This is a genomic window from Streptomyces sp. NPDC088730 (assembly GCF_044751215.1).
In the GTDB taxonomy this organism is placed as follows: Bacteria; Actinomycetota; Actinomycetes; order Streptomycetales; family Streptomycetaceae; genus Streptomyces.
Genome location: NZ_JBIVLK010000005.1, coordinates 299,034 through 322,800 on the forward strand (window position 1 = coordinate 299,034; position 23,767 = coordinate 322,800).

26 protein-coding genes and 1 pseudogene are annotated in these 23,767 nt (G+C 72.9%); 15 read left to right on the forward strand and 12 right to left on the reverse strand.

Annotated elements, in window-relative coordinates; translation table 11 throughout:
• Positions 1 to 137: 137 nt before the first annotated feature.
• From ACIP89_RS18775 to ACIP89_RS18785, 3 genes are read left to right on the forward strand one after another with little or no spacing between them, the layout of a single operon-like run.
• Positions 138 to 437: a BatC protein gene (locus tag ACIP89_RS18775; protein ID WP_402115755.1), complete on the forward strand. Its 300-nt coding sequence runs from the start codon at positions 138 to 140 to the stop codon at positions 435 to 437.
• Positions 434 to 1,642, forward strand: coding sequence for a cupin domain-containing protein (locus ACIP89_RS18780; protein ID WP_401930070.1), 1,209 nt, complete (start codon positions 434 to 436; stop codon positions 1,640 to 1,642). Before ACIP89_RS18775 ends, ACIP89_RS18780 begins: the two co-directional genes overlap by 4 nt.
• A gap of 18 nt (positions 1,643 to 1,660) precedes the next feature.
• Positions 1,661 to 2,575 (forward strand): sucrase ferredoxin, encoded by a 915-nt coding sequence (locus ACIP89_RS18785; protein ID WP_402115757.1) that lies wholly within the window; start codon positions 1,661 to 1,663, stop codon positions 2,573 to 2,575.
• 90 nt (positions 2,576 to 2,665) lie between these two features.
• On the opposite strand, the gene aceB is transcribed toward ACIP89_RS18785, so the two are convergent.
• Together aceB and ACIP89_RS18795 are read right to left on the reverse strand one after the other, a co-directional pair.
• Complete coding sequence (aceB, locus tag ACIP89_RS18790) at positions 2,666 to 4,285, reverse strand: malate synthase A (protein ID WP_402115759.1); 1,620 nt, start codon at positions 4,283 to 4,285, stop codon at positions 2,666 to 2,668.
• Between the two features lie 234 nt (positions 4,286 to 4,519).
• Positions 4,520 to 5,143, reverse strand: a complete 624-nt coding sequence (locus ACIP89_RS18795) for an NTP transferase domain-containing protein (RefSeq protein WP_402115761.1) — start codon at positions 5,141 to 5,143, stop codon at positions 4,520 to 4,522.
• A gap of 218 nt (positions 5,144 to 5,361) precedes the next feature.
• Here ACIP89_RS18795 and ACIP89_RS18800 point away from each other — a divergent pair, with 218 nt between their 5' ends.
• On the forward strand, positions 5,362 to 5,664 hold the full coding sequence (locus ACIP89_RS18800; RefSeq protein WP_306086253.1) for a DUF5955 family protein: 303 nt from the start codon (positions 5,362 to 5,364) through the stop codon (positions 5,662 to 5,664).
• Between the two features lie 156 nt (positions 5,665 to 5,820).
• Here ACIP89_RS18800 and ACIP89_RS18805 read toward each other — a convergent pair whose 3' ends face one another.
• On the reverse strand, positions 5,821 to 6,453 hold the full coding sequence (locus ACIP89_RS18805) for a response regulator (protein ID WP_401930062.1): 633 nt from the start codon (positions 6,451 to 6,453) through the stop codon (positions 5,821 to 5,823).
• Positions 6,450 to 7,676: a sensor histidine kinase gene (locus ACIP89_RS18810; protein ID WP_401933405.1), complete on the reverse strand. Its 1,227-nt coding sequence runs from the start codon at positions 7,674 to 7,676 to the stop codon at positions 6,450 to 6,452. The genes ACIP89_RS18805 and ACIP89_RS18810 overlap by 4 nt, the downstream gene beginning before the upstream one ends.
• A gap of 110 nt (positions 7,677 to 7,786) precedes the next feature.
• On the opposite strand from ACIP89_RS18810, the gene ACIP89_RS18815 reads away from it, so the two are divergent.
• Both ACIP89_RS18815 and ACIP89_RS18820 read left to right on the forward strand, forming a co-directional pair.
• A complete protein-coding gene (locus tag ACIP89_RS18815) occupies positions 7,787 to 8,869 on the forward strand; it encodes an ABC transporter permease (protein WP_402115762.1) in 1,083 nt (360 codons plus the stop codon).
• On the forward strand, positions 8,866 to 9,546 hold the full coding sequence (locus tag ACIP89_RS18820) for an ABC transporter ATP-binding protein (protein ID WP_401933411.1): 681 nt from the start codon (positions 8,866 to 8,868) through the stop codon (positions 9,544 to 9,546). The genes ACIP89_RS18815 and ACIP89_RS18820 overlap by 4 nt, the downstream gene beginning before the upstream one ends.
• Positions 9,547 to 9,594: 48 nt before the next feature.
• Here ACIP89_RS18820 and ACIP89_RS18825 read toward each other — a convergent pair whose 3' ends face one another.
• Positions 9,595 to 10,395 carry an IclR family transcriptional regulator gene (locus tag ACIP89_RS18825; RefSeq protein ID WP_402115763.1) on the reverse strand — a complete coding sequence of 267 codons (801 nt, stop codon included), beginning with the start codon at positions 10,393 to 10,395 and terminating at the stop codon, positions 9,595 to 9,597.
• A 325-nt stretch (positions 10,396 to 10,720) separates the two neighbouring features.
• On the opposite strand from ACIP89_RS18825, the gene allB reads away from it, so the two are divergent.
• The gene (gene allB, locus ACIP89_RS18830; RefSeq protein WP_402115765.1) at positions 10,721 to 12,064 is read left to right on the forward strand and encodes an allantoinase AllB; all 1,344 of its coding nucleotides are present in this window, start codon (positions 10,721 to 10,723) and stop codon (positions 12,062 to 12,064) included.
• 157 nt (positions 12,065 to 12,221) lie between these two features.
• Positions 12,222 to 12,551 (forward strand): putative quinol monooxygenase, encoded by a 330-nt coding sequence (locus ACIP89_RS18835; RefSeq protein WP_328695166.1) that lies wholly within the window; start codon positions 12,222 to 12,224, stop codon positions 12,549 to 12,551.
• A 60-nt stretch (positions 12,552 to 12,611) separates the two neighbouring features.
• On the opposite strand, the gene ACIP89_RS18840 is transcribed toward ACIP89_RS18835, so the two are convergent.
• The 3 genes from ACIP89_RS18840 to ACIP89_RS18850 form a co-directional block, all read right to left on the reverse strand.
• The gene (locus tag ACIP89_RS18840; protein ID WP_401933416.1) at positions 12,612 to 13,442 is read right to left on the reverse strand and encodes an aldo/keto reductase; all 831 of its coding nucleotides are present in this window, start codon (positions 13,440 to 13,442) and stop codon (positions 12,612 to 12,614) included.
• 43 nt (positions 13,443 to 13,485) lie between these two features.
• Complete coding sequence (locus tag ACIP89_RS18845) at positions 13,486 to 13,749, reverse strand: hypothetical protein (RefSeq protein WP_401930046.1); 264 nt, start codon at positions 13,747 to 13,749, stop codon at positions 13,486 to 13,488.
• Between the two features lie 63 nt (positions 13,750 to 13,812).
• On the reverse strand, positions 13,813 to 14,571 hold the full coding sequence (locus tag ACIP89_RS18850) for an SDR family oxidoreductase (protein WP_402115767.1): 759 nt from the start codon (positions 14,569 to 14,571) through the stop codon (positions 13,813 to 13,815).
• Between the two features lie 208 nt (positions 14,572 to 14,779).
• Here ACIP89_RS18850 and ACIP89_RS18855 point away from each other — a divergent pair, with 208 nt between their 5' ends.
• The gene (locus tag ACIP89_RS18855) at positions 14,780 to 15,403 is read left to right on the forward strand and encodes a dihydrofolate reductase family protein (RefSeq protein WP_402115768.1); all 624 of its coding nucleotides are present in this window, start codon (positions 14,780 to 14,782) and stop codon (positions 15,401 to 15,403) included.
• 210 nt (positions 15,404 to 15,613) lie between these two features.
• Here the strand turns inward: ACIP89_RS18855 and ACIP89_RS18860 are convergent.
• The 3 genes and pseudogenes from ACIP89_RS18860 to ACIP89_RS18870 all read right to left on the reverse strand — a co-directional run.
• Positions 15,614 to 16,078, reverse strand: a pseudogene (locus tag ACIP89_RS18860) (TIGR03086 family metal-binding protein); the annotation flags it as partial.
• A gap of 70 nt (positions 16,079 to 16,148) precedes the next feature.
• Entirely contained in the window at positions 16,149 to 16,583 is a 435-nt protein-coding gene (locus tag ACIP89_RS18865; protein ID WP_402115770.1) for a hypothetical protein, read from the reverse strand.
• Between the two features lie 139 nt (positions 16,584 to 16,722).
• Positions 16,723 to 17,367, reverse strand: a complete 645-nt coding sequence (locus ACIP89_RS18870; RefSeq protein WP_401933431.1) for a TetR/AcrR family transcriptional regulator — start codon at positions 17,365 to 17,367, stop codon at positions 16,723 to 16,725.
• A gap of 151 nt (positions 17,368 to 17,518) precedes the next feature.
• Here ACIP89_RS18870 and ACIP89_RS18875 point away from each other — a divergent pair, with 151 nt between their 5' ends.
• Entirely contained in the window at positions 17,519 to 18,439 is a 921-nt protein-coding gene (locus tag ACIP89_RS18875; RefSeq protein WP_401933530.1) for a DMT family transporter, read from the forward strand.
• Here ACIP89_RS18875 and ACIP89_RS18880 read toward each other — a convergent pair.
• The gene (locus tag ACIP89_RS18880) at positions 18,429 to 18,632 is read right to left on the reverse strand and encodes a hypothetical protein (RefSeq protein WP_401930034.1); all 204 of its coding nucleotides are present in this window, start codon (positions 18,630 to 18,632) and stop codon (positions 18,429 to 18,431) included. The two genes, ACIP89_RS18875 and ACIP89_RS18880, sit on opposite strands and share 11 nt — an antisense overlap.
• Before the next feature lie 146 nt (positions 18,633 to 18,778).
• Between ACIP89_RS18880 and ACIP89_RS18885 the strand changes: the two genes are divergently transcribed.
• The 5 genes from ACIP89_RS18885 (at position 18,779) to ACIP89_RS18905 (ending at position 23,723) form a co-directional block, all read left to right on the forward strand.
• Positions 18,779 to 19,996, forward strand: coding sequence for a sensor histidine kinase (locus ACIP89_RS18885; protein ID WP_402115772.1), 1,218 nt, complete (start codon positions 18,779 to 18,781; stop codon positions 19,994 to 19,996).
• Positions 19,993 to 20,712 (forward strand): response regulator, encoded by a 720-nt coding sequence (locus ACIP89_RS18890; RefSeq protein WP_401930030.1) that lies wholly within the window; start codon positions 19,993 to 19,995, stop codon positions 20,710 to 20,712. Before ACIP89_RS18885 ends, ACIP89_RS18890 begins: the two co-directional genes overlap by 4 nt.
• Positions 20,713 to 20,798: 86 nt before the next feature.
• The gene (locus tag ACIP89_RS18895; protein WP_401930028.1) at positions 20,799 to 21,977 is read left to right on the forward strand and encodes a cytochrome P450; all 1,179 of its coding nucleotides are present in this window, start codon (positions 20,799 to 20,801) and stop codon (positions 21,975 to 21,977) included.
• A gap of 118 nt (positions 21,978 to 22,095) precedes the next feature.
• Positions 22,096 to 22,515: a PaaI family thioesterase gene (locus ACIP89_RS18900; RefSeq protein ID WP_402115773.1), complete on the forward strand. Its 420-nt coding sequence runs from the start codon at positions 22,096 to 22,098 to the stop codon at positions 22,513 to 22,515.
• An 11-nt stretch (positions 22,516 to 22,526) separates the two neighbouring features.
• Positions 22,527 to 23,723, forward strand: a complete 1,197-nt coding sequence (locus tag ACIP89_RS18905; protein ID WP_402115775.1) for a cytochrome P450 — start codon at positions 22,527 to 22,529, stop codon at positions 23,721 to 23,723.
• Positions 23,724 to 23,767: the final 44 nt, after the last annotated feature.

Below are 23,767 nucleotides of genomic sequence, written 5' to 3' on the forward strand. Positions count from 1 at the left end.
GACGAATCATCCCAAAGCGATACTTTCCGCTCATAGCGGTACGCTGATCGCGGTGCCCATGAGGGGTCACCCTGCCCGACACGCGGGTCCCCGGGACGGGGGCCCGGCCCCAGCCCTATCGATGCGCGGGAGGAACCATGACCAACCCCGAGCAGGACCCGAACCAGCAAGAAGGTCCGGCCGACGGTGGTGCGGCGGGTACGCCCGGCGTCCACGACGGCGGTGCCGACGGGGGCGCGGAGGGTCCGGCGGACGGTGGTGCCGCCGGTACGCCCGGCGTCCACGACGGCGGCGCGGACGGGGGTGCCGACGGCGGCGCGGACGGCGGTGCGGACGGCGGCGCGGAGGGTCCGGCGGACGGTGGTGCGGCGGGTACGCCCGGCGTCCACGACGGCGGTGCGGACGGCGGTGCGAACCGGTCCGGCAACGGTTCTTGAGCGCGTCCCGGACCGAGCTCCAGGACCCCGGTGCCGCGACGGCGGGCGCCGGGGTCCTGGAGACGCGCCTGACCCGCCTCCGCCGGGAGGAGTTCGCCCGTGACGTCTGGGCGCGCACCGCGCTGCTCACCCGCCGCGCCGACGACTTCTCGGACCTGTTCTCCGCCGACGCCGTGGACGAACTCATCTCGCGGCGCGGACTGCGCACCCCCTTCCTCCGCGTGGCCAGGAACGGCGCCACGCTTCCCGCGTCCTCGTTCACCTCCTCCGCGGGCGTGGGAGCCACCATCTCCGACCAGCTCGACGACACCGCTCTGTGGCGGCAGTTCGCCGACGGCGCCACCCTCGTCCTGCAAGCCCTGCAGCGCACATGGGGCCCGGTCGCCGACTTCAGCACCGGGCTGAGCGGGGAACTGGGACACCCCGTACAGGCCAACGCCTACATCACCCCGCCCCAGAACCGGGGGTTCGACGACCACTACGACGTCCACGACGTCTTCGTCCTCCAGATCGAGGGCACCAAACGCTGGATCGTCCACCGGCCCGTCCACCCCGACCCACTGCGCGACCAGCCCTGGACCGCCCATCGCTCCGCCGTCGCGGAGGCCGCCGGGGGCGAGCCCCACATCGACACCGTGCTCGCACCGGGTGACGTCCTCTACCTGCCCCGCGGCTGGCTGCACGCCGCCGAGGCGCAGGGCGAGGTCTCGATCCACCTGACGCTCGGGATCCACAGCTGGACCCGGTACGAGCTGGCGGAACAGCTCGCCCAGGCCGCACTCGCGGCGCTGCGCGACGACCCGGGCATGCGGGGTTCCCTGCCCCTGGGCGTGGACGGGCCGGCCGGCGAGATGGACCTGGTGCGCGAACGCCTGGTCGCGGCGGTCACGGAGTCCGACGCCACGCCGCTGTTCCACCACGAGCGGCGGGCACGGGGACGGCCGGCGCCGCTGGGGCCACTGGCCCAGCTCGCGGCCGTCGAGGGCCTCGGTCCCCGGACCCCGGTCCGGCTCCGGGAGGCACTGGAAGCACGGCTGGAGGGCGGACGCCTGACCACCCGCGTGGGCCTGCTCGACGTGCCGGAGAAGGATCTGCCGTCGCTGGCCCGGCTGCTCGACGGTGAGGTCCGCACGGCCGGGGATCTCGGTGTCGAGCTCGCCGGGAGATTGCTGCACGCGGGCGTGCTCGTGCCCGCCGGGCCATGACGCCGCCGCGGTGACCGAGTGAGGGAGACGGAGCGTTTCTTCTGCGCCGACGCCGCCCGGGACCGCGGCGACTCCATCGTGGGCACGGCCCCGTACGGCCGTGTCTGGGTCCTCATCGAGTACCGGGGCGGATGGCCGGTCAACGGCTTCGACGGCCTCGATCTGCCGCCCGGGGTCAAAGGGCTCCTGTTCGCCTCCGCCCAGGCGGCGCGGGCGCGCGTCCTTCTGATCAGGCGCCACGGACGCCGCAGGCGCGAGGGCCCGAAGTGCTGGGCGGTGCTGCGCTACGAAGGCTCCGGCGCCCATCGCCAGCAGTGGGGCACGTGGAGCCGGGACGAGGACCTGGCGGAGGTCGCCAGAGCGCTCGGCACCCCGGGAGAGCCCGGCGCTCCGGGAGAGACCGGACTCCCTCCCGTCGTGCTCGTCTGCACCCACGGCCAGCACGACACCTGCTGTGCGGTGCGCGGACGGCCCGTGGGCCGCGCTCTGCACGAGCGCTGGCCCGACCTGGTGTGGGAGTGCACGCATGTCGGTGGTGACCGGTTCGCCGCCAATGTCGTCGTCGCACCCGACGGCGTCTACTACGGGGGTCTGGACGCCGGCTCATCCGTCGAAGTGGTGGGCGAACACCTGGCCGGACGCATCCACGCGGAACACCTGCGCGGATACACGGACCTCCCTCCGCCCCAGCAGACGGCTGTGGCAGCCCTGCTCGGGCGCTTCGGCCCGGCCGGCCGGCACGACTACACGGTCGCCGGGACCTCCCGCGCCGGTGCCCACTGGCTGATCCGGGTCATCGGTCACCGGCCCCGCCCGACGGCCTACGACGTCGAGGTACGGGTCCACCGCGCCCCGCCGCACCGGCTGACCTGCCACGGCCCGGCGACGAGCTCCGCGGCCGTCCACGAGGTCACGTCGATCCGCCTCGTCTGAAGCGCACGCCACGGGGAAGCCCGGCCCGCCCGGCACGCCTCAGCTCCCGGTGCCGTGCGGTACCGGGAGCCGGGGCTCACGCGGGAGGCGTCAGCGCAGCTGCTCGTACGCGGGCAGCGTCAGGAAGTCCGCGTAGTCCTGGTCCAGGGAGACCTGGAGCAGCAGGTCGTGGGCCTGCTGCCACCTGCCGGCGGCGAAGGCCTCGTCGCCGGTCTCGGCGCGGATCGCGGCCAGTTCCTCGGCCGCGACCTTGCGGGCCAGGTCCGCCGTGGCGTGTTCGCCGTTCTCGAAGACCACGTCCGCGTTGATCCACTGCCAGATCTGCGAGCGCGAGATCTCGGCGGTGGCCGCGTCCTCCATCAGGTTGAAGATGGCGACCGCGCCCATGCCGCGCAGCCAGGCCTCGATGTAGCGGATGCCGACCGCGACGGCGTTGCGCAGACCGTCGTAGGTGGGCTTGGCGTGCAGGGTGTCGATGGCGATCAGATCGCCGGCGGCCACCGAGACGTCCTCGCGCAGGCGTTCCTTCTGGTTCGGCCTCTCGCCGAGCACCGCGTCGAAGGAGGCCATCGCGATCGGGACCAGGTCGGGGTGGGCGACCCAGGAGCCGTCGAAGCCGTCGCCGGCCTCGCGGTCCTTGTCGGCCTTGACCTTCTCGAAGGCGACCTTGTTGACCTCGGCGTCACGGCGGGACGGGATGAAGGCCGCCATGCCGCCGATCGCGTGGGCGCCGCGCTTGTGGCAGGTGCGGACCAGGAGTTCGGTGTACGCCCGCATGAACGGGGCGGTCATCGTCACGGCGTTGCGGTCCGGCAGGACGAACTTGGCGCCGCCGTCGCGGAAGTTCTTGACGATGGAGAAGAGGTAGTCCCAGCGGCCCGCGTTCAGCCCGGAGGCGTGGTCGCGGAGCTCGTAGAGGATCTCCTCCATCTCGTAGGCGGCGGTGATCGTCTCGATCAGGACCGTGGCGCGGACGGTGCCCTGCGGGATGGACAGCTCGTCCTGGGCGAAGACGAAGATGTCGTTCCAGAGGCGGGCCTCCAGGTGCGACTCCGTCTTCGGCAGGTAGAAGTACGGGCCCTTGCCGAGGTCGATGAGGCGCTGGGCGTTGTGGAAGAAGTAGAGGCCGAAGTCGACCAGCGCGCCGGGCACCGGGGTGCCGTCGAGCTGGAGGTGGCGTTCGTCCAGGTGCCAGCCGCGCGGGCGGGTGACGACGGTCGCGAGCTCGTCCGCGGGCTTCAGGGCGTAGGACTTGCCGGACTTCGGGTCGGTGAAGTCGATGGCGCGGTTGTAGGCGTCGATCAGGTTGAGCTGGCCGAGGACGACGTTCTCCCAGGTGGGGGCGGACGCGTCCTCGAAGTCGGCGAGCCAGACCTTGGCGCCCGAGTTCAGGGCGTTGATGGTCATCTTGCGGTCGGTGGGACCGGTGATCTCCACCCGGCGGTCGTTCAGGGCCGCGGGGGCCGGTGCGACCTTCCAGGAGTCGTCCGCACGGATCGCCGCGGTCTCCGGCAGAAAGTCCAGCGTGGAGGTGCGGGCGATCTCGGCGCGGCGCTCGCCGCGGCGGGCGAGGAGCTCGTCACGGCGCGGCGTGAACCGGCGGTGCAGCTCGGCCACGAACGCGAGAGCCGCGGGGGTGAGGACCTCGTCCTGCCGGGGCAGGGGCTCGGCATCGACGATGGCCAGCGAGGACGGCGCTGGTGCGGACATGAGCTGTCACTCCTTCAGCGGGCGGTGCGGACGGCGTCTCACGGCCGCCGGGTCGCCTGAGATGGCACGGCGTGCCATGGCTCCGGGATACGGCCGTGACCGCCGTCTGGGGTGCAGAGGGCTTCTGACCAGTGGATAGTAGTTTCCTCATGGTGGAAGTTCAATGGTTTGTTGATGTCGAGATTCTCCGGGTCGACAGAAGTGGGTCCTCGCTGGCGCAGCGTGCCAGCGCGTTCACTCAAGGTGGGACAGGTCCTCCGCCGTGTCGATGTCGTACGCCTGAGCCACATCGGAACACTCGACGAGTGTGATCGCGTCGCGGTGCTCCCGCAGATAGGCGCGCGCCCCCTGATCGCCCACCGCCCCCGCCGAGATGTCTGCCCACAGATCGGCCCCGAACATCACCGGATGGCCGCGTTCACCCGCGTACGAGGCCGCCGCCAGGCTCGTGCGGGAGCGGTACGCCGACCGCACCCGCGCCACCGCCCCGGCGCCGATGCCGGGCTGGTCGACCAGCAGGACGACGACGGCGTCCGCGTCCGTCCCGGCGAGGGCGGCGAGCCCGGCCCGCAGCGAGGAACCCATGCCCTCGGTCCACTCCGGGTTGACGGTCACCGCGCAGCCGGACAGCTCCGCCCCGGCGCGCACCTCGTCGGCCGCCGCGCCGAGCACCACGTGGACCGGGCCGCAGCCGCCGTCCCGCAGGACGCGTACCGCGTGGTCGACGAGGAGGCCGCCGCGGTGTTCCAGGAGCGCCTTGGGGCGGCCGCCCAGCCGGCGCCCGCCGCCCGCGGCGAGGAGCAGCCCGGCGACGCCCGGGTTGACGGAGGGGGACGAATGGAGCGGATTGCTTGTCATGCGGCCTGGATACCTCACAAGCCGGGCTCCCGCACAGACGGACCGTTTCTGCAACCGGCTGTGATCGCTCGGGACACACCGGGTTGCGCCCGTGGAGTGGCGCACGGCACCTTTCATGGCGTTAACTTGCCCGCATCCCCGGACACTTGACCACGGTCCGGGACCCGGTAGGAACACCGGCACAAGGATGTGTGAGGGGGAGTGCTTTGTTGAAAAGCGTGGGGCAGGCGCGGGTGACCAGCAGCAACGAGGACCCGAGGGTGACGGAGCTGCGTACGGCCGTCTCCCGGCTCCGGCGGGAGCTGGCCGGACATCCCGCGGAGTTCCCGGACCGCGCGGTCGCGGAGGACGAGCTGGCGGCGCTGGACGCGATGGCGGTCAGCGGTGCGCCCGAGATTCCCCGGCTCCGCCGCTCGCTGCTGCTGATCGCGGGGGCGATCGGCTCGGTCAGCGCGCTGGCGTCGGCACTCAGGGACGTACGGGTCGCCGTGGACCTCTTCGGGGAGCCGCCGCGCCGCTGAACCCGAGCAGCCGCGCCGCTGAACCCGAGCAGCCGCGCCGCTGAACCCGAGCAGCCGCGCCGCTGAACCCGAGCAGCTGCTCGGGTGAACCGGAGCCGCCGCGCCGCTGAGCCGCCGCCCCTTCCCGGACGTCCGGGGAGGGGCGGCGGCTCCGGTTCAGCGGCGGATGAGTCTGCGGGCCGTCGCCGCGGCGACCGCCGCCGTGCGTGAGTCGACGCCCAGCTTGGCGTAGATGTGCACCAGATGGGACTTCACCGTCGCCTGGCTCAGGAACAGCTTCTTGCTGATCCGCAGGTTCGACAGCCCCTCGCCGACCAGTTGCAGAACTTCCAGCTCGCGCTTGGTGAGGGCCTCCGCCGGGGTCCTCATCCGGTCCATCAGCCGGTGCGCCACGGCCGGGGCGAGCGCGGACCGGCCGGCCGCCGCCGTACGGACCGCGGCGGCCAGCTCCTCCGGCGGGGCGTCCTTCAGCAGATAGCCGGCGGCGCCCGCCTCGACCGCGGCGAGGATGTCGGCGTCCGTGTCGTAGGTGGTCAGGATCAGCACCCGGGGCGCGTCCGGCACCGCGGTGATCGCGGCGGTGGCCTCGGAGCCGTGCAGGCCGGGGCCGAACTGCAGGTCCATCAGGACGACGTCGAACCCGCCGGCCGCGGCCAGCGCCACGGCCTGCTCCGCGGTGGCGGCCTCCGCGGCGACGTGGAAGTCCGGCTCGGTGTCCAGTACGGCCCGCAGTCCCGCCCGGACCACCGGGTGGTCGTCGGCGAGCAGCAGCCTGATCGGCGTGGTCATGCGGGGTCCTGTCCGTTCGGGCCGGCGGGGAGCGGCAGGTGCGTACCGGCGGGGAGCGGCAGGGTGAGGGCGACGGCCGTGCCCTGGCCGGGCGCCGACTCGACGCTCAGCGTGCCGCCCAGGGAACGGGCCCGCGACCGCATGGCGGGCAGCCCGAAGCCACTGGTCCCGGTGCCGCCGGCCGGGACGGTGTCCGGCGAGAAGCCGCGGCCGTCGTCGACCACGTCCAGCGACACCGAGGTGTCCATGAAGCTCAGAGTGATCTCGGCCCGCCGCGCCCCGGCGTGCCGCGCGGTGTTGGCCAGCGCCGACTGCGCGGTACGCAGCAGCGCCACCTCGTACGGGGTGGGCAGCTCCACCGGGGTGCCGCTGACGGCGAACTGCACGGTGAGGGCGGCGTCCGTGCCGCGCTCCGAGAGCCGTTCCAGGGCGGCCGCGAGGGAGCCGTTCTCCAGGTCGGGCGGGGTCAGCGCGCGGACGAAGCGGCGGGCCTCGGCGAGGTTGTCCTGGGCGGCCTCGCGGGCCCGGCGGACATGGGGGGTGGCGGGCGCGTCCGGTTCCAGGGTGCGTTCGGCCGCACGCAGGAGCAGCTGAATGCTGGAGAGGCCCTGCGCGAGGGTGTCGTGGATCTCCCGCGCCAGCCGTTCGCGTTCCGCGAGCGTGCCGGCGGTGCGTTCGGCCGCCGCCAGCTCCGCCCGGGTCGAGACGAGCTCCTCGATGAGTTCGCGGCGCCGCTCGCTCTCCCGGAACAGCGCGTCGTACCCGAGCACCGTCGCGACGGCCACCGCGGCGCCGAGCACCGGGCCGATGAAGGTGCCGGGCGTGACCGGCTGCCCGTGCACCAGGAAGCTGGTGATGGCGGCGGCCGCGGTCACCGCGACGGCGGGCAGCCCCCAGCGCACCGGCAGCAGGTGCAGCTGGAGGAAGTACAGCGGGAACGCCACCCACAGCCCGTCCGGAGACAGTGCTAGCAGCACCAGCCAGAGCGCTCCCAGCACGGCGAGCCAGCACGCCCCGGCCCGGGTCCCCGGCTGCACGACAGGAGCCAGCGCACCGGCCGCGTACACCGCGGCCAGCACGCAGGACACCACGACGACGCCGGCGGCGTGCGGGTCCCCGGCGCTCACCGCCTTGACCGCCGCCAGCGCCAGCAGTCCCAGCAGCAGGGCGTGCAGACACAGCCGCAGCGCGGCGGCGACCGGCGGATGAACACGTGATTCCATGATTCGTCCAGCGTAGGCGGGCGGTGCCGGAGGCCGGTCAATCGAAAGGTTGATGTCGGGCCCAGCCCGCGGCCGATGTTTCCCGGACCGCCCGGACCGACGCTGGAGTCATGTTCGTCGCATGGAGAGATCTTCGGTTCGCCAGGGGCCGGTTCGCGCTCATGGGCTCGGTCGTGGTGCTGATCACGCTGCTCGTGGGACTGCTGTCCGGGCTCACGGCCGGACTGGCCCGGGAGAACACCTCGGCCGTCACGGGGCTGAGCGCCGACCACCTGGCGTTCGCCGCCCCGCCCGACGGCCAGTCGGTGTCCTTCACCAATTCCACCGTCGAGGAGAGCGCCTGGCGGAGCTGGGCCGGGCGGCCCGGCGTCGAGAAGGCCCAGCCGCTCGGCATCCGCACGGTCGACGCCGCCGCGGTGGCGGGGGAGCGGACGGCGGCCGTCTCGGCGTTCGGCGTCGAACCGGACAGCGGCCTGGCGCCCTCCGGCACCCCGGTGGGACCGGGAAAGGTGGTGCTCTCCGCGCAGGCCGCGGAGGACCTCTCGGCCCGGACGGGTGACCGGCTGCGGCTCGGCGGCACCGAGGTCACCGTCGCGGCCGTCGCGGGCGACGCCTCGTACAGCCACACGCCGGTCGTGTGGACCGCGCTGGCCGACTGGCAGCGGCTCGGGGCCGACGGCGCGGCCCGCGCCACCGTGATCGCCCTGACCACCACCGACGGCGCGGACCTGGCGGCGGGCGACCGCGCGGCCGGCACCAGCACGCTCACCCTGGACGGTTCGCTCACCGCCATCGGTTCCTACCAGGCCGAGAACGGCTCGCTCCAGCTGATGCGCGGATTCCTCTTCGCCATCTCCGCCCTCGTCATCGGCGCCTTCTTCACCGTGTGGACGATCCAGCGCAGCGGCGACGTCGCCGTCCTCAAGGCACTCGGTGCCTCCACGCCCTATCTGCTCCGGGACGCACTCGGGCAGGCGGTGGTGATGCTCGCCGTCGGTACCGGGATCGGCACCGCCCTCGCCTCCGGCATCGGCGCCCTGGTCAGCGGCGGCGCCGTGCCCTTCGTCCTGGAGGCGTCGACCGTCCTCGTCCCGGCAGCCGTCATGATCGCCCTCGGCGCCGTCGGGGCGGCCCTGTCCATCCGGCGGATCACCGCCGTCGACCCGCTCACCGCACTCGGGAGTGCCCGATGACCCTCACCCTCACCGACGTCACGCTCACCTACCCCGACGGCGACGGCCGGCTCACCGCCCTGGACCGGGTCTGCCTCGATGTGCCCGCCGGCACCCTCACCGCGGTCGTCGGCCCCTCCGGCTCGGGCAAGTCCAGCCTGCTGGCCGTGGCCGCCACCCTGGTCACCCCGGACGAGGGTGCCGTCCTCGTCGCGGGGACCGAGACGGTGGGGCTCAGCCGCGCGGACAAGGCGGCGCTGCGCCGCGAACGGATCGGCATCGTCTTCCAGCAGCCCAACCTGCTGGCGTCGCTGACCGCCGCGGAGCAGCTCCAGGTCATGGCCCATCTCTCGGGCGGCGCGCCCCGGGCCGCCCGGACCCGGGCGCTGGAACTGCTCGACGCGGTCGGCCTGGCCGACAAGGCCGACCGCAGACCGCACCAGCTCTCCGGCGGCCAGCGCCAGCGGATCAACATCGCGCGGGCCCTGATGAACGACCCGGCGGTCCTGCTCGTCGACGAGCCGACCAGCGCGCTGGACCACGAACGGGGGGCGGCCGTGCTGGACCTGCTCGTCACGCTGACCCGCGAGCGGTCCACGGCGACCGTCATGGTCACCCACGACCGGACCCATCTGGACCGGATGGACGTGACGGTCACGATGCGGGACGGCCGGCTGACCGCCCCGGCACTGACCTGACGGCGCCCCCGCGTCGTCGGTGTGCGTCCCCGTCCGGCGTCGAACCGGTCAGCCGGACGTCCCGCTGCTGGCCAGCACCTCGGAGAGCTCCTTGGCGGCCTGCTGGAGGATCGGCACGATCCGTTCGGTAGCCGCCTCCGTCACCCGGCCCGCCGGACCCGAGATGGAGATCGCGGCCGAGGTCGGTGAGTTGGGTACCGAGACCGCGAGGCAGCGGACCCCTACCTCCTGCTCGTTGTCGTCCACCGCGTAGCCCGCCCTGCGGACCTGCTCCAGCGCGTCCAGGAAGCCCTCGGGGGTGGTGATCGTCTTCTCGGTGGCGGCCGGCATCCCGGTGCGTGCCAGCAGCGCCCGCACCTCGTCCGGCGAGGTGTGCGCGAGCAGCGCCTTGCCGACACCGGTGGAGTGCGGCAGCACCCGGCGGCCCACCTCGGTGAACATGCGCATCGAGTGCTTGGACGGCACCTGCGCCACGTACACGATCTCGTCGCCGTCGAGCAGCGCCATGTTCGCGGTCTCGCCGGTCTCCTCGACCAGCCGCGCGAGGTACGGGCGGGCCCAGGTGCCGAGCAGTCGTGCGGCGGACTCGCCGAGCCGGATCAGGCGCGGGCCGAGCGCGTAGCGCCGGTTGGGCTGCTGGCGGACGTATCCGCAGACCACGAGCGTGCGCATCAGCCGGTGAATGGTGGGCAGCGGCAGTCCGCTACTCGCGGAGAGCTCACTCAGACCGACCTCGCCCCCCGCGTCGGCCATCCGCTCCAGCAGATCGAAGGCGCGCTCAAGGGACTGCACACCACCGCTGGGTCCGGCGGGCTTGGAGTCGGATGTGCTGGCGTGGGGCGACGGCACGTCAACGGTCCTTTCGAAGCGGAAGAGCAAGGCAGCAGCCTACCGGGCGCTCCCCGATCGGCCCACTGTTCCAGAGCGGCGTCCTGGCCGGTCAGGGCCCGTTTGTCCGGGTGTCCACCGGCAGCCGGACGGATCCGGGACAGAGGCTCCGGCTTATTCTACATTCCGCTCTACGAAATCAGTCTTTTACTTTGTGGAAATCTCCAGTCGGCATCCCGGATGGTCCGCTGAGTGGCCGACACCGGGAATGAGGGTCTTGACGGGCCGCTTTCGCGCGTGAAGACTCCTTCAACAGTTCGTTGAATTCTTGAAGTGGGGAGCACGGGTGTCCGCTACGGACGTGAAGCTGGTACTGCGCTCGACGCGCGTCGTCACTCCCGGGGGGACGCGGCCCGCGACGGTCGCCGTCACCGACGGGAAGATCGACGCCGTCCTGGCGTACGACGCGGAGGTGCCCGAGGGTGCCCGGCTGGAGGACTTCGGCGACGACGTCCTGCTGCCCGGACTGGTGGACACCCACGTCCATGTGAACGACCCCGGCCGCACCGAGTGGGAGGGCTTCCACACCGCCACCCGCGCCGCCGCGGCCGGCGGGATCACCACCCTGCTCGACATGCCGCTCAACTCCCTCCCGCCGACCACCACCGTCGAGCACCTGCGCGTCAAGCAGCGGGTGGCCGCCCCCAAGGCACACATCGACACCGGCTTCTGGGGCGGTGCGGTCCCGTCCAACGTGAAGGACCTGCGCCCGTTGTACGAGGCCGGGGTCTTCGGCTTCAAGTGCTTCCTGTCGCCCTCCGGCGTCGAGGAGTTCCCCGAGCTGGACCAGGAGCAGCTGGCCCGCTCGATGGCGGAGATCGCCGGGTTCGGCGGGCTCCTGATCGTGCACGCCGAGGACCCGCACCACCTGGCGGCCGCGCCGCAGCGCGGCGGCCCCGCCTACGCGGACTTCCTCGCCTCCCGGCCGCGCGACGCCGAGAACACCGCGATCGAAGGGCTGATCGCCCACGCCAAGCGACTGGACGCCCGCGTCCACGTACTGCATCTGTCCTCCAGCGACGCGCTGCCGCTGATCGCCGCGGCCAAGCGCGAGGGCGTGCGGGTCACGGTCGAGTCCTGCCCGCACTTCCTCACCCTCACCGCGGAGGAGGTCCCGGACGGCGCGACCGAGTTCAAGTGCTGCCCGCCCATCCGCGAGGCGGCCAACCAGGACGCGCTGTGGGAGGGGCTCGCGGACGGCACCATCGACTGCATCGTCTCCGACCACTCGCCCTGCACCACGGACCTCAAGACGCCGGACTTCGCCTCCGCGTGGGGCGGGATCTCCTCCCTCCAGCTCGGTCTGCCCGCCATCTGGACCGAGGCCCGCAGGCGCGGCCACTCGCTCGACGACGTCGCCCGCTGGATGTCGGCGGCCCCCGCCGAGCTGGCCGGGCTGCGCGACAAGGGCGCGATCGAGGCCGGCCGGGACGCCGACTTCGCGGTCCTCGCCCCCGACGCGACCTTCACCGTCGACCCGGCCGGGCTGTTCCACCGCAACCAGGTCACCGCGTACGCCGGCCGGACCCTGCACGGTGTCGTCAGGTCCACCTGGCTGCGCGGCGTACGGATCGCGTCGGACGGCGTGCTGGAGGCTCCCACCGGCCGTCTCCTCGAACGGAACCGCTGAGCACGGCGGCGAACGGGGCGCGCCCGGCCGGCGGCGCGCACGCGGTCCCGTCTGCCGGGTGACGGCCGGGGCCCGCAGGTGGCTGTCCGTATTCGGCGGATACGGTGGTGATGCGGCGACCTGGTCAGGTTGCCGCACGTCCCGAGCAGGAGTCGTCATGATCTTCATCGCAGTCAGGTTCACCGTCCGCAGCACCGAGCGCGACAACTGGCTCCCGGCCGTCGAGGACTTCACCGTCGCCACCCGCCAGGAGCCGGGCAACGTGTTCTTCGACTGGTCGTCCAGTGTCGAGAACCCGGACCAGTTCGTACTGCTGGAGGCGTTCGCCTCCGCCGAGGCGGGTGCGGCCCATGTGCAGTCCGAGCACTTCGCCGCGGCCATGGACCGGATGGCGGACCTGGTGGCGGAGACACCCGAGATCATCAACGTCGAGGTACCCGGCGAGGGCTGGTCCCGGATGGCCGAGCTCCAGCCGCGTACGAGCTGAACCGGGCCGGCAGGCCGGTCCGCGCGAGGGCGGGCCCGCACGCCGGGCCCGCCCGGCCGCTCAGAACTCCTCGTGGGTCTCCGGGTCCCCGCCGAACCGCTGCCTGGGCCCGGCCGCGATGCGCTCCAGCTCCCCGGCCGTCAGCTCGAAGCCGAAGAGGTCCAGGTTCTCGCGCTGCCGTCCCGGATCGGCGCTCTTCGGGATCGGGACGGCCCCGAGCTGGGTGTGCCAGCGCAGCACCGCCTGTCCCGGCGTCACCCCGTGCGCCCGCGCCACTGCGACGAGTCCGGGATCGTCCAGCAGATCGCGGCCCCGCCCCAGCGGGCTCCAGCTCTCCGTGACGATGCCCTTGGCGGCGTGCACGGCCCGCAGTTCCTCCTGCGGCAGCCGGGGGTGCATCTCGATCTGGTTGACGGCGGGCAGCACCCCCGTCTCCCGCTCCAGCCGGTCCAAGTGGTCCGCGGTGAAGTTGGAGACCCCGATGGACCGTACGAGTCCCTCCTCGCGGAGCCGGATCATCGCCCGCCAGGTGTCCACGTACAGGTCGACGCGGGGCAGCGGCCAGTGGATGAGATAGAGGTCCACATAGGAGAGGCCGAGGTTGCGCCGGGACTCCTCGAACGAGGCCAGCGTCTTCTCGTACCCCTGGTGGCGGCCCGGCACCTTGGTGGTGACGAAGACGTCCTCGCGGTCCACCCCGCTGCGGGCGATCCCGCGCCCGGTGCCTGTCTCGTTGCCGTAGTTCAGCGCGGTGTCGACGAGCCGGTAGCCGAGGCCCAGGGCTCCGGCTACGGCTTCCTCGGCCGCGTCGTCGTCCAGCGGCCAGGTGCCGAGCCCGACCGAGGGCACGGACCGGCCGTCGTTCAGCTGGTGCGACGGGGTCTCTGGCATGGGCGTTCCTCTCGCCGGACGGCTGGCTGCCTGCCTGGCCAGCCTAGGGTCTCTTCCCCCGGCGGGCCTCGCGGTGCAGCCGCGCGATGACCTCGTCCACCCGGCTCGGCTCGTAGCCCCGGCGGACGAGCTCGAAGGCCGCGGCCTCGGCCGGCGGGGTGCCGCCGCGGAGCCGGGCGATGTAGGCGGCGACCTGGTCGCGGTCGTATCCGCGCCGGGCGATGGTGAAACCGAACTCCTCGTACAGCGCGAACTCTGACGCGTTGCTCGACCCCTGTGACCCGCGTGAACCGCGTGACCAGAACATGGGTGCCTCCTCCGGACGGATGGGCGGACGGACGGAAAACGTCCGCCCACCCTGCCACGGAATTCAGGCGGCGTGGCCCCCGTCCACCACGACCTCGGTGCCGGTGATGTACGCGGCCTCTTCACCGGCCAGGTAGGCGATGAGCGAGGCCACTTCACCGGCCGTGCCGAACCGGTCCAGCGCGGTCGCCGCCCGCTGCCCGGCGGCGAACGGGCCGTCGGCCGGGTTGAGATCGGTGTCCACCGGTCCGGGCTGGACCAGGTTGACGGTGATCCCGCGCGGGCCGAGCTCGCGGGCGAGCGGCTTGGTGAGGCCGGACAGCGCCGACTTGCTCATCGCGTAGAGCGTGCCGCCCGGTCCGCCCGCGAACCGGCTCAGGGCCGTACCCAGGGTGATGACGCGTCCGCCGCGCTCCATCACACCGGCCGCCGCCCGGCAGGCCAGGAAGACGGCCCGCACGTTGACCGCGAGTACCCGGTCCATGTCGGCGGTGCTGAGGGTGCCGATGGGGCCGAGGACGCCGATGCCCGCGTTGTTGACCAGGATGTCGAGCCGGCCGAACGTCTCCGCCGTCCGGTGCACCGCCATGGGGGCGGCCTCCGGATCGGCCGCATCGGCGCGCATGGCGACCGCGCGGCGGCCGCACGCCTCGATCCTCCGCACGGTCTCCTGGGCGGCGGCCTCGTCGACGGCGTAGGTCAGCGCCACATCGGCGCCGTCCTGGGCGAGCCGCAGGGCGGTCGCGGCGCCGATGCCGCGGCTGCCGCCGGTGACGAGTGCGACGCGGCCGGAGCCGGTGCTGCTGGTGCTCGTGGTGTTCATCAGGGGTCCTGTCCGGTTGCCGGTGCTGGTGTCGCCGGTTGGCTGACAAGGACAAGGAGAGTTCCTCCGCGGACCGGAGTCCGGCGGTAAACGGACCCTCACTCCGCCACGCCGGCCGGGCCGGCCGATGAGTTTCGGCCCGCGCGGGGGTCGGAACAGATGGAAGCGGAAATCCGCGGCCGTTCCCGAGTCCCGAAGGAGCAGGACCATGGCGAAGCTGACCCTCATCACCTTCCTGACGCTCGACGGCGTCATGCAGGCCCCCGGCGCGCCGGAGGAGGATCCGAGCGGAGGATTCGAGTACGGCGGCTGGCAGGCCCCGGTCATCGACGAGGACAGCGGGCGGTTCGTCGCGGAGCTGTTCGACCGCTCGGCGGCCTTCCTGCTGGGCAGGCGTACCTACGACATCTTCGCGGGGTACTGGCCGGGGATCACCGACCCGGACAATCCGATCGCCTCCCGGCTCAACCGGTACCCCAAGTACGTCGTCTCGACCACGCTGGAGAGGGCGGACTGGGAGAACACCACCGTGATCTCCACCGATGTCGCCGCGGAGATCGCCCGGATCAAGGAGCGCACGCAAGGGGGCGAGGTGCAGATCTGGGGGAGCGGTGAGCTCGCCCGGTCCCTGATGGCGCACGGCCTGATCGACGAGTACAACCTGCTGGTCCACCCGGTCGTGCTCGGCGCCGGCAAGCGGCTGTTCACGGACGGCGGACCGCCGACGGCCTTCGAGCTGACCGGCGCCCGCACGACCCCCAACGGCATCACGATCAACACCTACCGGCCCACCGGGCGGGCCGAGTTCGGCTCCATTCCCAACGGCACGTGAACGACCGGCACGATCGGCGTATGGCGACCGGTACGGACGGCCCGCGCGGTCAGCCGCCGTGCGGCGGGCTCCAGTCCGGCGAACGGCCGAGCGCCGAGAGCACGAGCCGGAGGGTCTCCGCGCTGCCGGACGCCGCCGCCCCGCCGCCCCGCCGGCCGGCAGGGCGGGCCGGAAGGCCGCACCCGGCCCCACCCGCGCCTCGCCGCCGGGGACGCGCAGGGCGATGGGCAGCGCGGCATCGACGACGTCCGCGGGGAAGGCGGTCCGCAGCCCGAGGGAGGCCGCCGCGTCCCAGGAGTGCACGACGTAGTCGATGAAGTGGAACCCGATCGCGGTGGACGCGGCGAACGTCGTGCCGGCGTCGATCTCCGGAAGCACGAACCGCCGCTCCAGCACGTCCGGTCCGGCGAACGCGTCCAGCACCGCATCGGCCGCCTCGCGGTACCGGGCGGCCGGATCGCCCCCGTACGAGCGGGTCCGCCAGGCCGCCGCACCGGCCCCCTGACCCCGCGCGGCGGCGGCGAACCCGAGGTGCTGGGCGCCCATGTGCTCGACCAGACGGCGCAGCGTCCAGCCGGAGCAGGGGGAGGGGCGGTCCCAGTCGCCGGGGCCCGCGCTGCGCACGACGCGCACGGATTCCAGCACTGCGGCCCGGTCGAGCTGCACGATGTCCACGGTCGGGGTTCCCTTCGTCGGGTGGTTCGGACGGTTCGGGCGGTTCAGGCGGTTGTGGCGGCGGGGCAGGTCAGTCCGGCGGCGTCGGCCACGGTGCCGTTCCGGACACCAGCCGCCAGGCGGATGCGCGGAGCGCGGCGGGGGAGGTGAACGGGGCCGTCCAGGTGGCGGAACGCAGAGTGCCGCGATCCCGGTGCGCGCGGACGATCCGCCGGTGGTCGGGGCGGGCGACGAAGCCCGTCAGGTGTTCGTGGGCGGTCCAGACGGTGATGGACCCGGAACGGTTCATCCGGGGGCCCACATCCACCCACAGCCACATGCCGACCGCGCCCGGGGTTGCCGGCCAGGTGCGGCGCAGTCGCATCCCCGCGGTCCCGACGGACGGCGTGCTCCAGGGGCGGCGCGTGACGAACTCGGTGACGCCGACGGCCACCTCGGTCCCCGGTTCCACGGTCCTGGCGGCCGGGCCGCCCCGCCAGTGCGTGCTCCAGAGGATGTGCGGCACGGGCTGTCCTTCCCTCTGCGTGGTCCGGCCGGGCCGTCGCGCGGCTCCGCGACGGTAACCGAGACCATACAGTTGAACGAACGATCGTGCTATTAGTTTCGAGCGGGCCACCGCCGGACAGGCAGCGGGTGCGCCGGTGCTACCCGGGGCCGGGCAGCGAAGAGGCGTCCGTCGCCACCGCCCGCAGCCGCGCCAGGATCGCGTGCGCCGCCCTCGTATAGCCCTCGGAGCTCCTCCGGAGCACCGAGTCGCCGTTGGCCAGCTCCAGGAACGCGATGATCTCGAAGGCGAGCTGGGCGGCATCGCAGTCCGCCCTGATCTCGCCCAGCACCCGCGCCTCCTCGATCCGCCGCTCCACGAAGGCGACCCAGCCGGACTGCGCGGCCACGATCGCGTCGTGCACCGGGCCCTCGCGTGCGTCGAACTCCGCGATGGCCGCGTAGAAGAAGCAGCCCCCGGGGAACACCCGCCGCTCCGAGTACGCGATCCAGCGCTCGTAGAGCTCCCGGACGCGCCCCAGTCCGGCCGGAACGGCCCGTACCGGCCGGACGACATGCTCGTCGTACACCGCGGCGGCGGCTCGCACGGTGGCCAGCTGGAGCTCCTCCTTGGAGCCGAAGAGGGCGAACACGCCGCTCTTGCTCAGCCGGAGCTCGGTGGCGAGCCGGCCGAGCGAGAGGCCTTCCAGGCCTTCCACCGACGCGACCGCGGCAGCGTGCGCGAGCACCAGCTGCCGGGTGCGGTTGCCCCGTTCGACCCTTCCGTCCTGGCGTGCTCCCGCCATCTGGCGACTCCGTGCTCGGTGGGGTGCGGAGCGGCCGACGTCGGACCGGTCCCGGGGCTCGCCATTGTAGGAGGGCGAGCGGTACGGTGATCGTTCCGCGTGCGAGCCAGTGAGGTCTCCGCATCCTGCTGTGGAGAACCAGGAGATCCGGGTGTCCTCGATCGCCGCTCCCGCCCTCGCCCCGCAACGCCGGGCGTGGCTCACCGATCTCCCCGTCCTGCTGGTCGCGGTCGTCTGGGGCTCCAGCTACCTGGCGGCCAAGGGCATCACCACGGCCCAGACGGTCATCGCCGTCCTGGTGCTGAGATTCGCCGTCGTGCTGCCCGTCCTGGTGGTCGCCGGACGGCGCGGGCTGTCGGCGCTGACAGCGGCGCAGTGGCGGGGCGCGGGGCTGCTGGGCCTGGTGCTCAGCGGGATCTTCCTGGTGGAGACGTACGGCATCGTGCACACCTCGGCGACCAACGCCGGGCTCATCATCAGCCTCACCATGGTCTTCACCCCGCTCGCGGAGGCCGCGGTGACCCGAGTACGGCCGGCCGGGAGCTTCCTCGCCGCGGCCGCGCTCTCCGTGGCCGGTGTGGTGCTGCTGACCCAGGGCAGCGGATTCACCAGCCCCTCCGCGGGCGATCTGCTGATGCTCGTCGCCGCCCTGGCCCGCACCCTCCACGTACTGCTCATGGCGCGCATCAGGTCCGTCCGCTCCGCGGACTCGCTGTCGCTGACCACCGTCCAGCTCGGCAGCGCGGTCGCCGTCTTCGCAGTTCTGGCCGCCGTTCCCGGCACCGGCGAGCCGCCGTGGACGGTCGCCGCCGGATTCGGTGTCCGCGAGTGGGGCGGGCTGCTCTTCCTGTCGGTCTTCTGCACGCTCTTCGCGTTCTTCGTGCAGATGTGGTCCGTACGCCGCACCTCGCCGTCCCGGGTCAGCCTGCTGCTCGGTACGGAACCGCTGTGGGCCGCCGCCGTCGGCATCGCGGTCGGCGGCGAACGCCTCGGCGTCCTGGGAGCGGCGGGCGCGGTCCTGGTGCTCGCGGGTACGGCCTGGGGGCGTCGCGGCGCCCCGGCTACTCCTTGACCGAGTCCGACGCGATCATGACGGCGATCCCCGCCACCACCAGCACGATGCTGACGAACAACGAGTAGTCGCCGACGAACGGCAGCCGTCGCACCAGACCGAAGAAGTGGAACCAGTCGAACCATTCGTGGAGCAGCCCCGCGGCCCCCTGGGCGAACACCAGGAAGCCGACCGTCTCGCAGAGTCTCTTCATGGGAGTGAGCCTGGCGCGCCGGGCACCGCCGCCGCATCGGCCGGTGGTCCGGGCCGCTCGTCCGAAAGTCTTCCCTTCCGCGACTTTGGTCGCCTCCCGGCCCCGAACCGCCGGAAGCCGCGATCCCACTGCGTAGCTTTGTCGATATGACCCGCACGGAGTACCCCTGGCTGCTGCCCTCGGCGATGGCCGACCCCGAGCTGCCCGGTGACAGAGGCGCCCGCTCCCGCCGCACCGTGCGCGACTGGGCCGTCGACATCACGGCGTTCCTCTGCGCGGCGGGCATCGGGCTGGCGACCATCGCGACCATCGAGGCGGACCCCACCACGCCCGACGGCGTCGTCTTCGTGGACTCGCTGATCGGTGCCGCGGCCTGCTGCACGCTGTGGTTCCGGCGGCGGTGGCCGGTCGGCCTGGCGGTGGCGATGACGGTGCTCTCCATCGTGGAGCCCGTCGCGGCCGGAGCGCTGCTGGTGGCGCTGTTCAGCCTGGCCGTGCACCGGCCGTTCCGCCCCGTCGCCTTCGTCGGCGCGGGAGCCCTGGCCGTCGCCCCGATCCAGCCCTACGTGCGCCCCGACCCGACCACCTCGTTCATCGCGTCCACGGTCATCGGCATCCTGCTGATCCTGCTGGTGCTCAGCTGGGGCATGGTCGTACGTTCCAGACGCCAGCTCGTCGTCACCCTGCGCGAGCGCGCCCGGCGCGCCGAGACCGAGGCCGGACTGCGCGCCGAACAGGCCCAGCGGCTGGCCCGCGAGGACATCGCCCGCGAGATGCACGACGTCCTCGCCCACCGGCTGACCCTGCTCAGCGTCCACGCCGGGGCCCTGGAGTTCCGGCCGGACGCACCCCCGGCGGAGGTGGCCCGCGCCGCCGGCGTCATCCGGGACAGCGCGCACGAGGCGCTCCAGGACCTCCGCGAGATCATCGGAGTGCTGCGCAGCCCCCGGGACAGCGAGGGCGACCGGCCGCAGCCCACCCTCGCCACGCTCGACGCGCTGGTCGCCGAGTCCCGGCTGGCCGGGATGAAGGTGGCCCTCGACAACGACCTGGCGGACCCGGAGGCGGCGCCCGCCGCCACCGGCCGCACCGTCTACCGCATCGCCCAGGAGGGCCTGACCAACGCCCGCAAGCACGCACCGGGCACCGAGGTCACCGTCAGGGTCAGCGGCGGCCCCGGCCGGGGCATCACCGTAGAGGTGCGCAACCCGGCCCCCACCGAGCCCTTCGAGCAGGTGCCCGGGTCCGGGCAGGGGCTCATCGGGCTGACCGAGCGGGCCACCCTCGCCGGCGGCCGCCTCGACCACGGACCGGAACCTGGCGGCGGGTTCGGGGTCCGGGCTTGGCTACCGTGGCCGTCATGACCACCCCGACCTCCGCCCCCGCCGGCCGCCCCGTCCGGCTCCTCATCGTCGACGACGACCCGCTCGTACGGGCCGGGCTCACCCTGATGCTCGGCGGCGCCGACGACATCGACATCGTGGGGGAGGGTGCCGACGGCAGCGAGGCGCCCGGACTGGTCGAACAGCTCCGCCCGGACGTCGTCCTGATGGACATCCGGATGCCGGTCATGGACGGGCTGACCGCCACCGAGGTGCTGCGCGGCCGCCCGGACGCACCCGAGGTCATCGTCCTGACCACCTTCCACGCCGACGAACAGGTGCTGCGCGCGATCCGTGCCGGCGCGGCCGGCTTCGTGCTCAAGGACACCCCGCCCGGACAGATCGTCGACTCGGTGCGCCGCGTGGCGGCCGGTGACCCGGTCCTGTCGCCCGCGGTGACCCGGCAGCTCATGGCCCGCGCCGCCGGCCCCGGCGGGGAGGAGAAGGCGGACCGGGCGCAAGGGGCCCGCCGACGGCTCGCCTCGCTCGCCGAACGGGAACGCGAGGTGGCCATCGCCGTCGGGCACGGCCGTTCCAACGCCGAGATCGCCGCGGCGCTCTATCTGAGCGTGGCCACCGTGAAGACCCAGGTGTCACGGATTCTGGCCAAGTTCGACTTCAACAACCGGGTCCAGATCGCCCTGCTGGTCCACGATGCGGGCCTGCTCGACGACGGCGACGGCCCGGGGCTGTCCTGAACTCTCCGTCCGTCCCGGACCCGGCGGCATACGCTGAACCGGCCGGTCCCTGGCGGCCGGACCGATCAGACCGGGAGGGTGGGCCCATGTCCGATGTCGACGTAGATCTGCGCGGGGTCGCGGACTTCACCGCTAATCCGTACCCGTACTACGAGAAGATGCGCGCTGCGGGCCCGGTGCACTCCGTCCGGACGGACGAGTTCGACCGGGTGTGGCTCGTCGTCGGGTACGACGAGGGGCGGTCGGTCCTGGCCGACCAGCGGTTCGGCAAGGACTGGCGGACGCTCCCCGGCCAGACGGGCATGGGCGACCCGATCAACGCCAACATGCTGGAGATGGACGCACCCGACCACACCCGGCTGCGCAAGCTGGTCGCGCGGGAGTTCACCGCCCGCCGGATCGAGGCGCTGCGGCCCCGCGTGCGGCAGATCACCGACGGACTGCTCGACGCGATGGTGCCGGCCGGCCGGGCGGATCTCGTCGACGCCTTCGCCTTCCCGCTGCCCATCACCGTCATCTGCGAACTCATCGGCGTGCCCGACCTGGACCGGGACGCCTTCCGGCTGCTGTCCAACGGCGTGGTCTCCCCTGCGGGCGCGACGGAGGAAGGCGACGCGGTCCGCGCCATGGGCGGCTACCTCGCCGAACTGATCGAGAACAAGCGCCGCTCGCCGGGCGAGGACCTGCTGAGTGCGCTGATCGCCGCCCGGTACGAGGACGAGGACGCGCTGTCGCCCGACGAACTGGTCGGCATGGCCTTCCTGCTGCTCGTCGCAGGCCATGAGACGACCGTCAACCTGATCTCCAACGGGGTGCGGGCGCTGCTCGAACACCCCGAGCAACTGGCCGCTCTGCGAGCCGACTTCGGACTCATCGACGGGGCGGTCGAGGAGATGCTCCGCTATGACGGGCCGGTGGAGGCCGCCACCTTCCGGTTCGCCCGCGAGTCCGTACCGATCGGCTCCGCCACCATCGCGAAGGGCGATTCGGTCCTGGTCGCCCTCGCGGGCGCCGACCGCGACCCCGGCCGCTACCCGGAGCCCGACCGCTTCGACATCCGCCGCGACGCGCAGGGCCACCTGGCCTTCGGGCACGGGACGCACTTCTGCCTGGGCGCGCCGCTGGCCCGGATGGAGGGCCGCATCGCGGTCCGGGCGCTGCTGGAGCGGTGCCCAGGACTTGAGCTCGATCCGGACGCCGGGGAACCGGACTGGCTGCCCGGCATGCTGATCCGGGGGACGCGGAAGCTGCCCGTGCGCTGGTGAGGAGGACCCGCGGCGGGACGGCGGACCTCGCGGCGGAGTGGCGGGCTTGCGGAAGGACAGCAGACCCGCGGCAGGACAGCAGGTCCGCCGCGGGGGCGGCGGACAGAGAGGAACCGTCATGACCGGACTCGACCTGGAGATGGCCCGGAAGGTGCTCGACAGCCAGCCGTTCAGCGGGCTGGTCGGCGCGCGGATCACCGCGTTCGGGGACGGCGGGGCCACGCTGGAGATCGACGGCCGCGAGGAACTCCAGCAGCAGAACGGGTTCCTGCACGGCGGGGTGCTCGCGTACGCCGCCGACAACGCGCTCACCTTCGCCGCCGGAACGACGCTGGGCGCGGCCGTGCTGACCGGCGGGTTCTCGATCCAGTACCTGCGGCCCGCCACCGGCGGCCGACTCGTCGCCCGCGCCTTCGTCGTCCACTCCGGCCGCCGGCAGGCGGTGGCGCGCTGCGATCTGTTCACCGTGGACGGGAGCGGGGCAGAAACCCTGTGCGCGGTCGCCCAGGGCACCGTGCTGAATGCCGCATCATCCTGAAGGAGCCCGGCTTGACCACGGAAGAGGCAGTCGACCTCGGGGCGATGGGGGACAGCTTCACCCGCGACCCGTACAGCGTGTACGCGGAGCTGCGGGCCCGCGGCCCCGTCCACCGGGTCCGCATCCCGGAGGGCGCGAACGCCTGGCTCGTCGTCGGGTACGAGGAGGGCCGGGCCGCGCTCGCGGACCAGCGGCTCTCCAAGCAGTGGGCCCTGGCCTCGCCCGCCCTCGGCCTGAGCAAGGTCTCCTCCGGGACGTCCATGCTGAGCACGGACGCGCCCGTCCACACCCGGCTGCGCAAGCTGGTCACCCGGGAGTTCACGCCCCGCCGCATGCAGCGACTCCTGCCGCGCGTGCGGCGGATGACCGACGAACTGCTCGACACGATGCTGGCGCTGCCCGGCCGCCGCACCGACCTCGTCGAGTCGCTGGCCTTCCCGCTGCCGATGTCCGTCATCTGTGAACTGCTCGGTGTCCCCTTCCTGGACCGCCAGGCCTTCCGGGCGTGGTCCAACGCCGCGGTGTCCTCCATCGACGCGGCGGCGCGGAGCGCGGCGACCGCCGACACGTCCCGCTATCTGGCCGGGCTCCTCGACGACAAGCGCGAACAGCCCGGCGACGACCTGATGAGCGCGCTGATCCACACGGCCGACGAGGACGGCGACCGGCTCTCCGCGGATGAACTGATGGGCATGGCCTGGCTGTTGCTGGTGGCCGGGCACGAGACCACGGTGAGCCTCATCTCCAACGGGGTGCTCGCCCTGCTCACCCACCCGGAACAGCTCGAAGCGCTGCGGGCGGATCCCGGCCTGATCGACAACGCGGTGGAGGAGATGCTGCGTTACGCGGGCCCGGTCGAGACCCCCACCTACCGCTTCACGACCTGCCCGCTCGACATCGGCGGCACGGTCGTCCCGGGCGGCGGCGAGCTGGTCCTGATCGCGATGGCCGACGCCAACCGCGACCCGGACCGCTACCCGGAGCCGGACCGGTTCGACATCACCAGGGATGCCCGGGGGCACGTCGCCTTCGGCCACGGGATCCACTACTGCCTGGGCGCGCCGCTGGCCCGTATCGAGGCGGCGGTGGCGGTCGGATCGCTGCTGGCGCGCTGCCCGGAGCTGGCGCTGGACGCCGATCCGGACACGCTGACCTGGCGGACGGGGATGCTCATCCGGGGGCCGGAGGCTCTGCCGGTCCGGTGGTGAGGGCGGCCGCAGCCCTTCGGACGCCCGCTCGCACCGCACCCCTT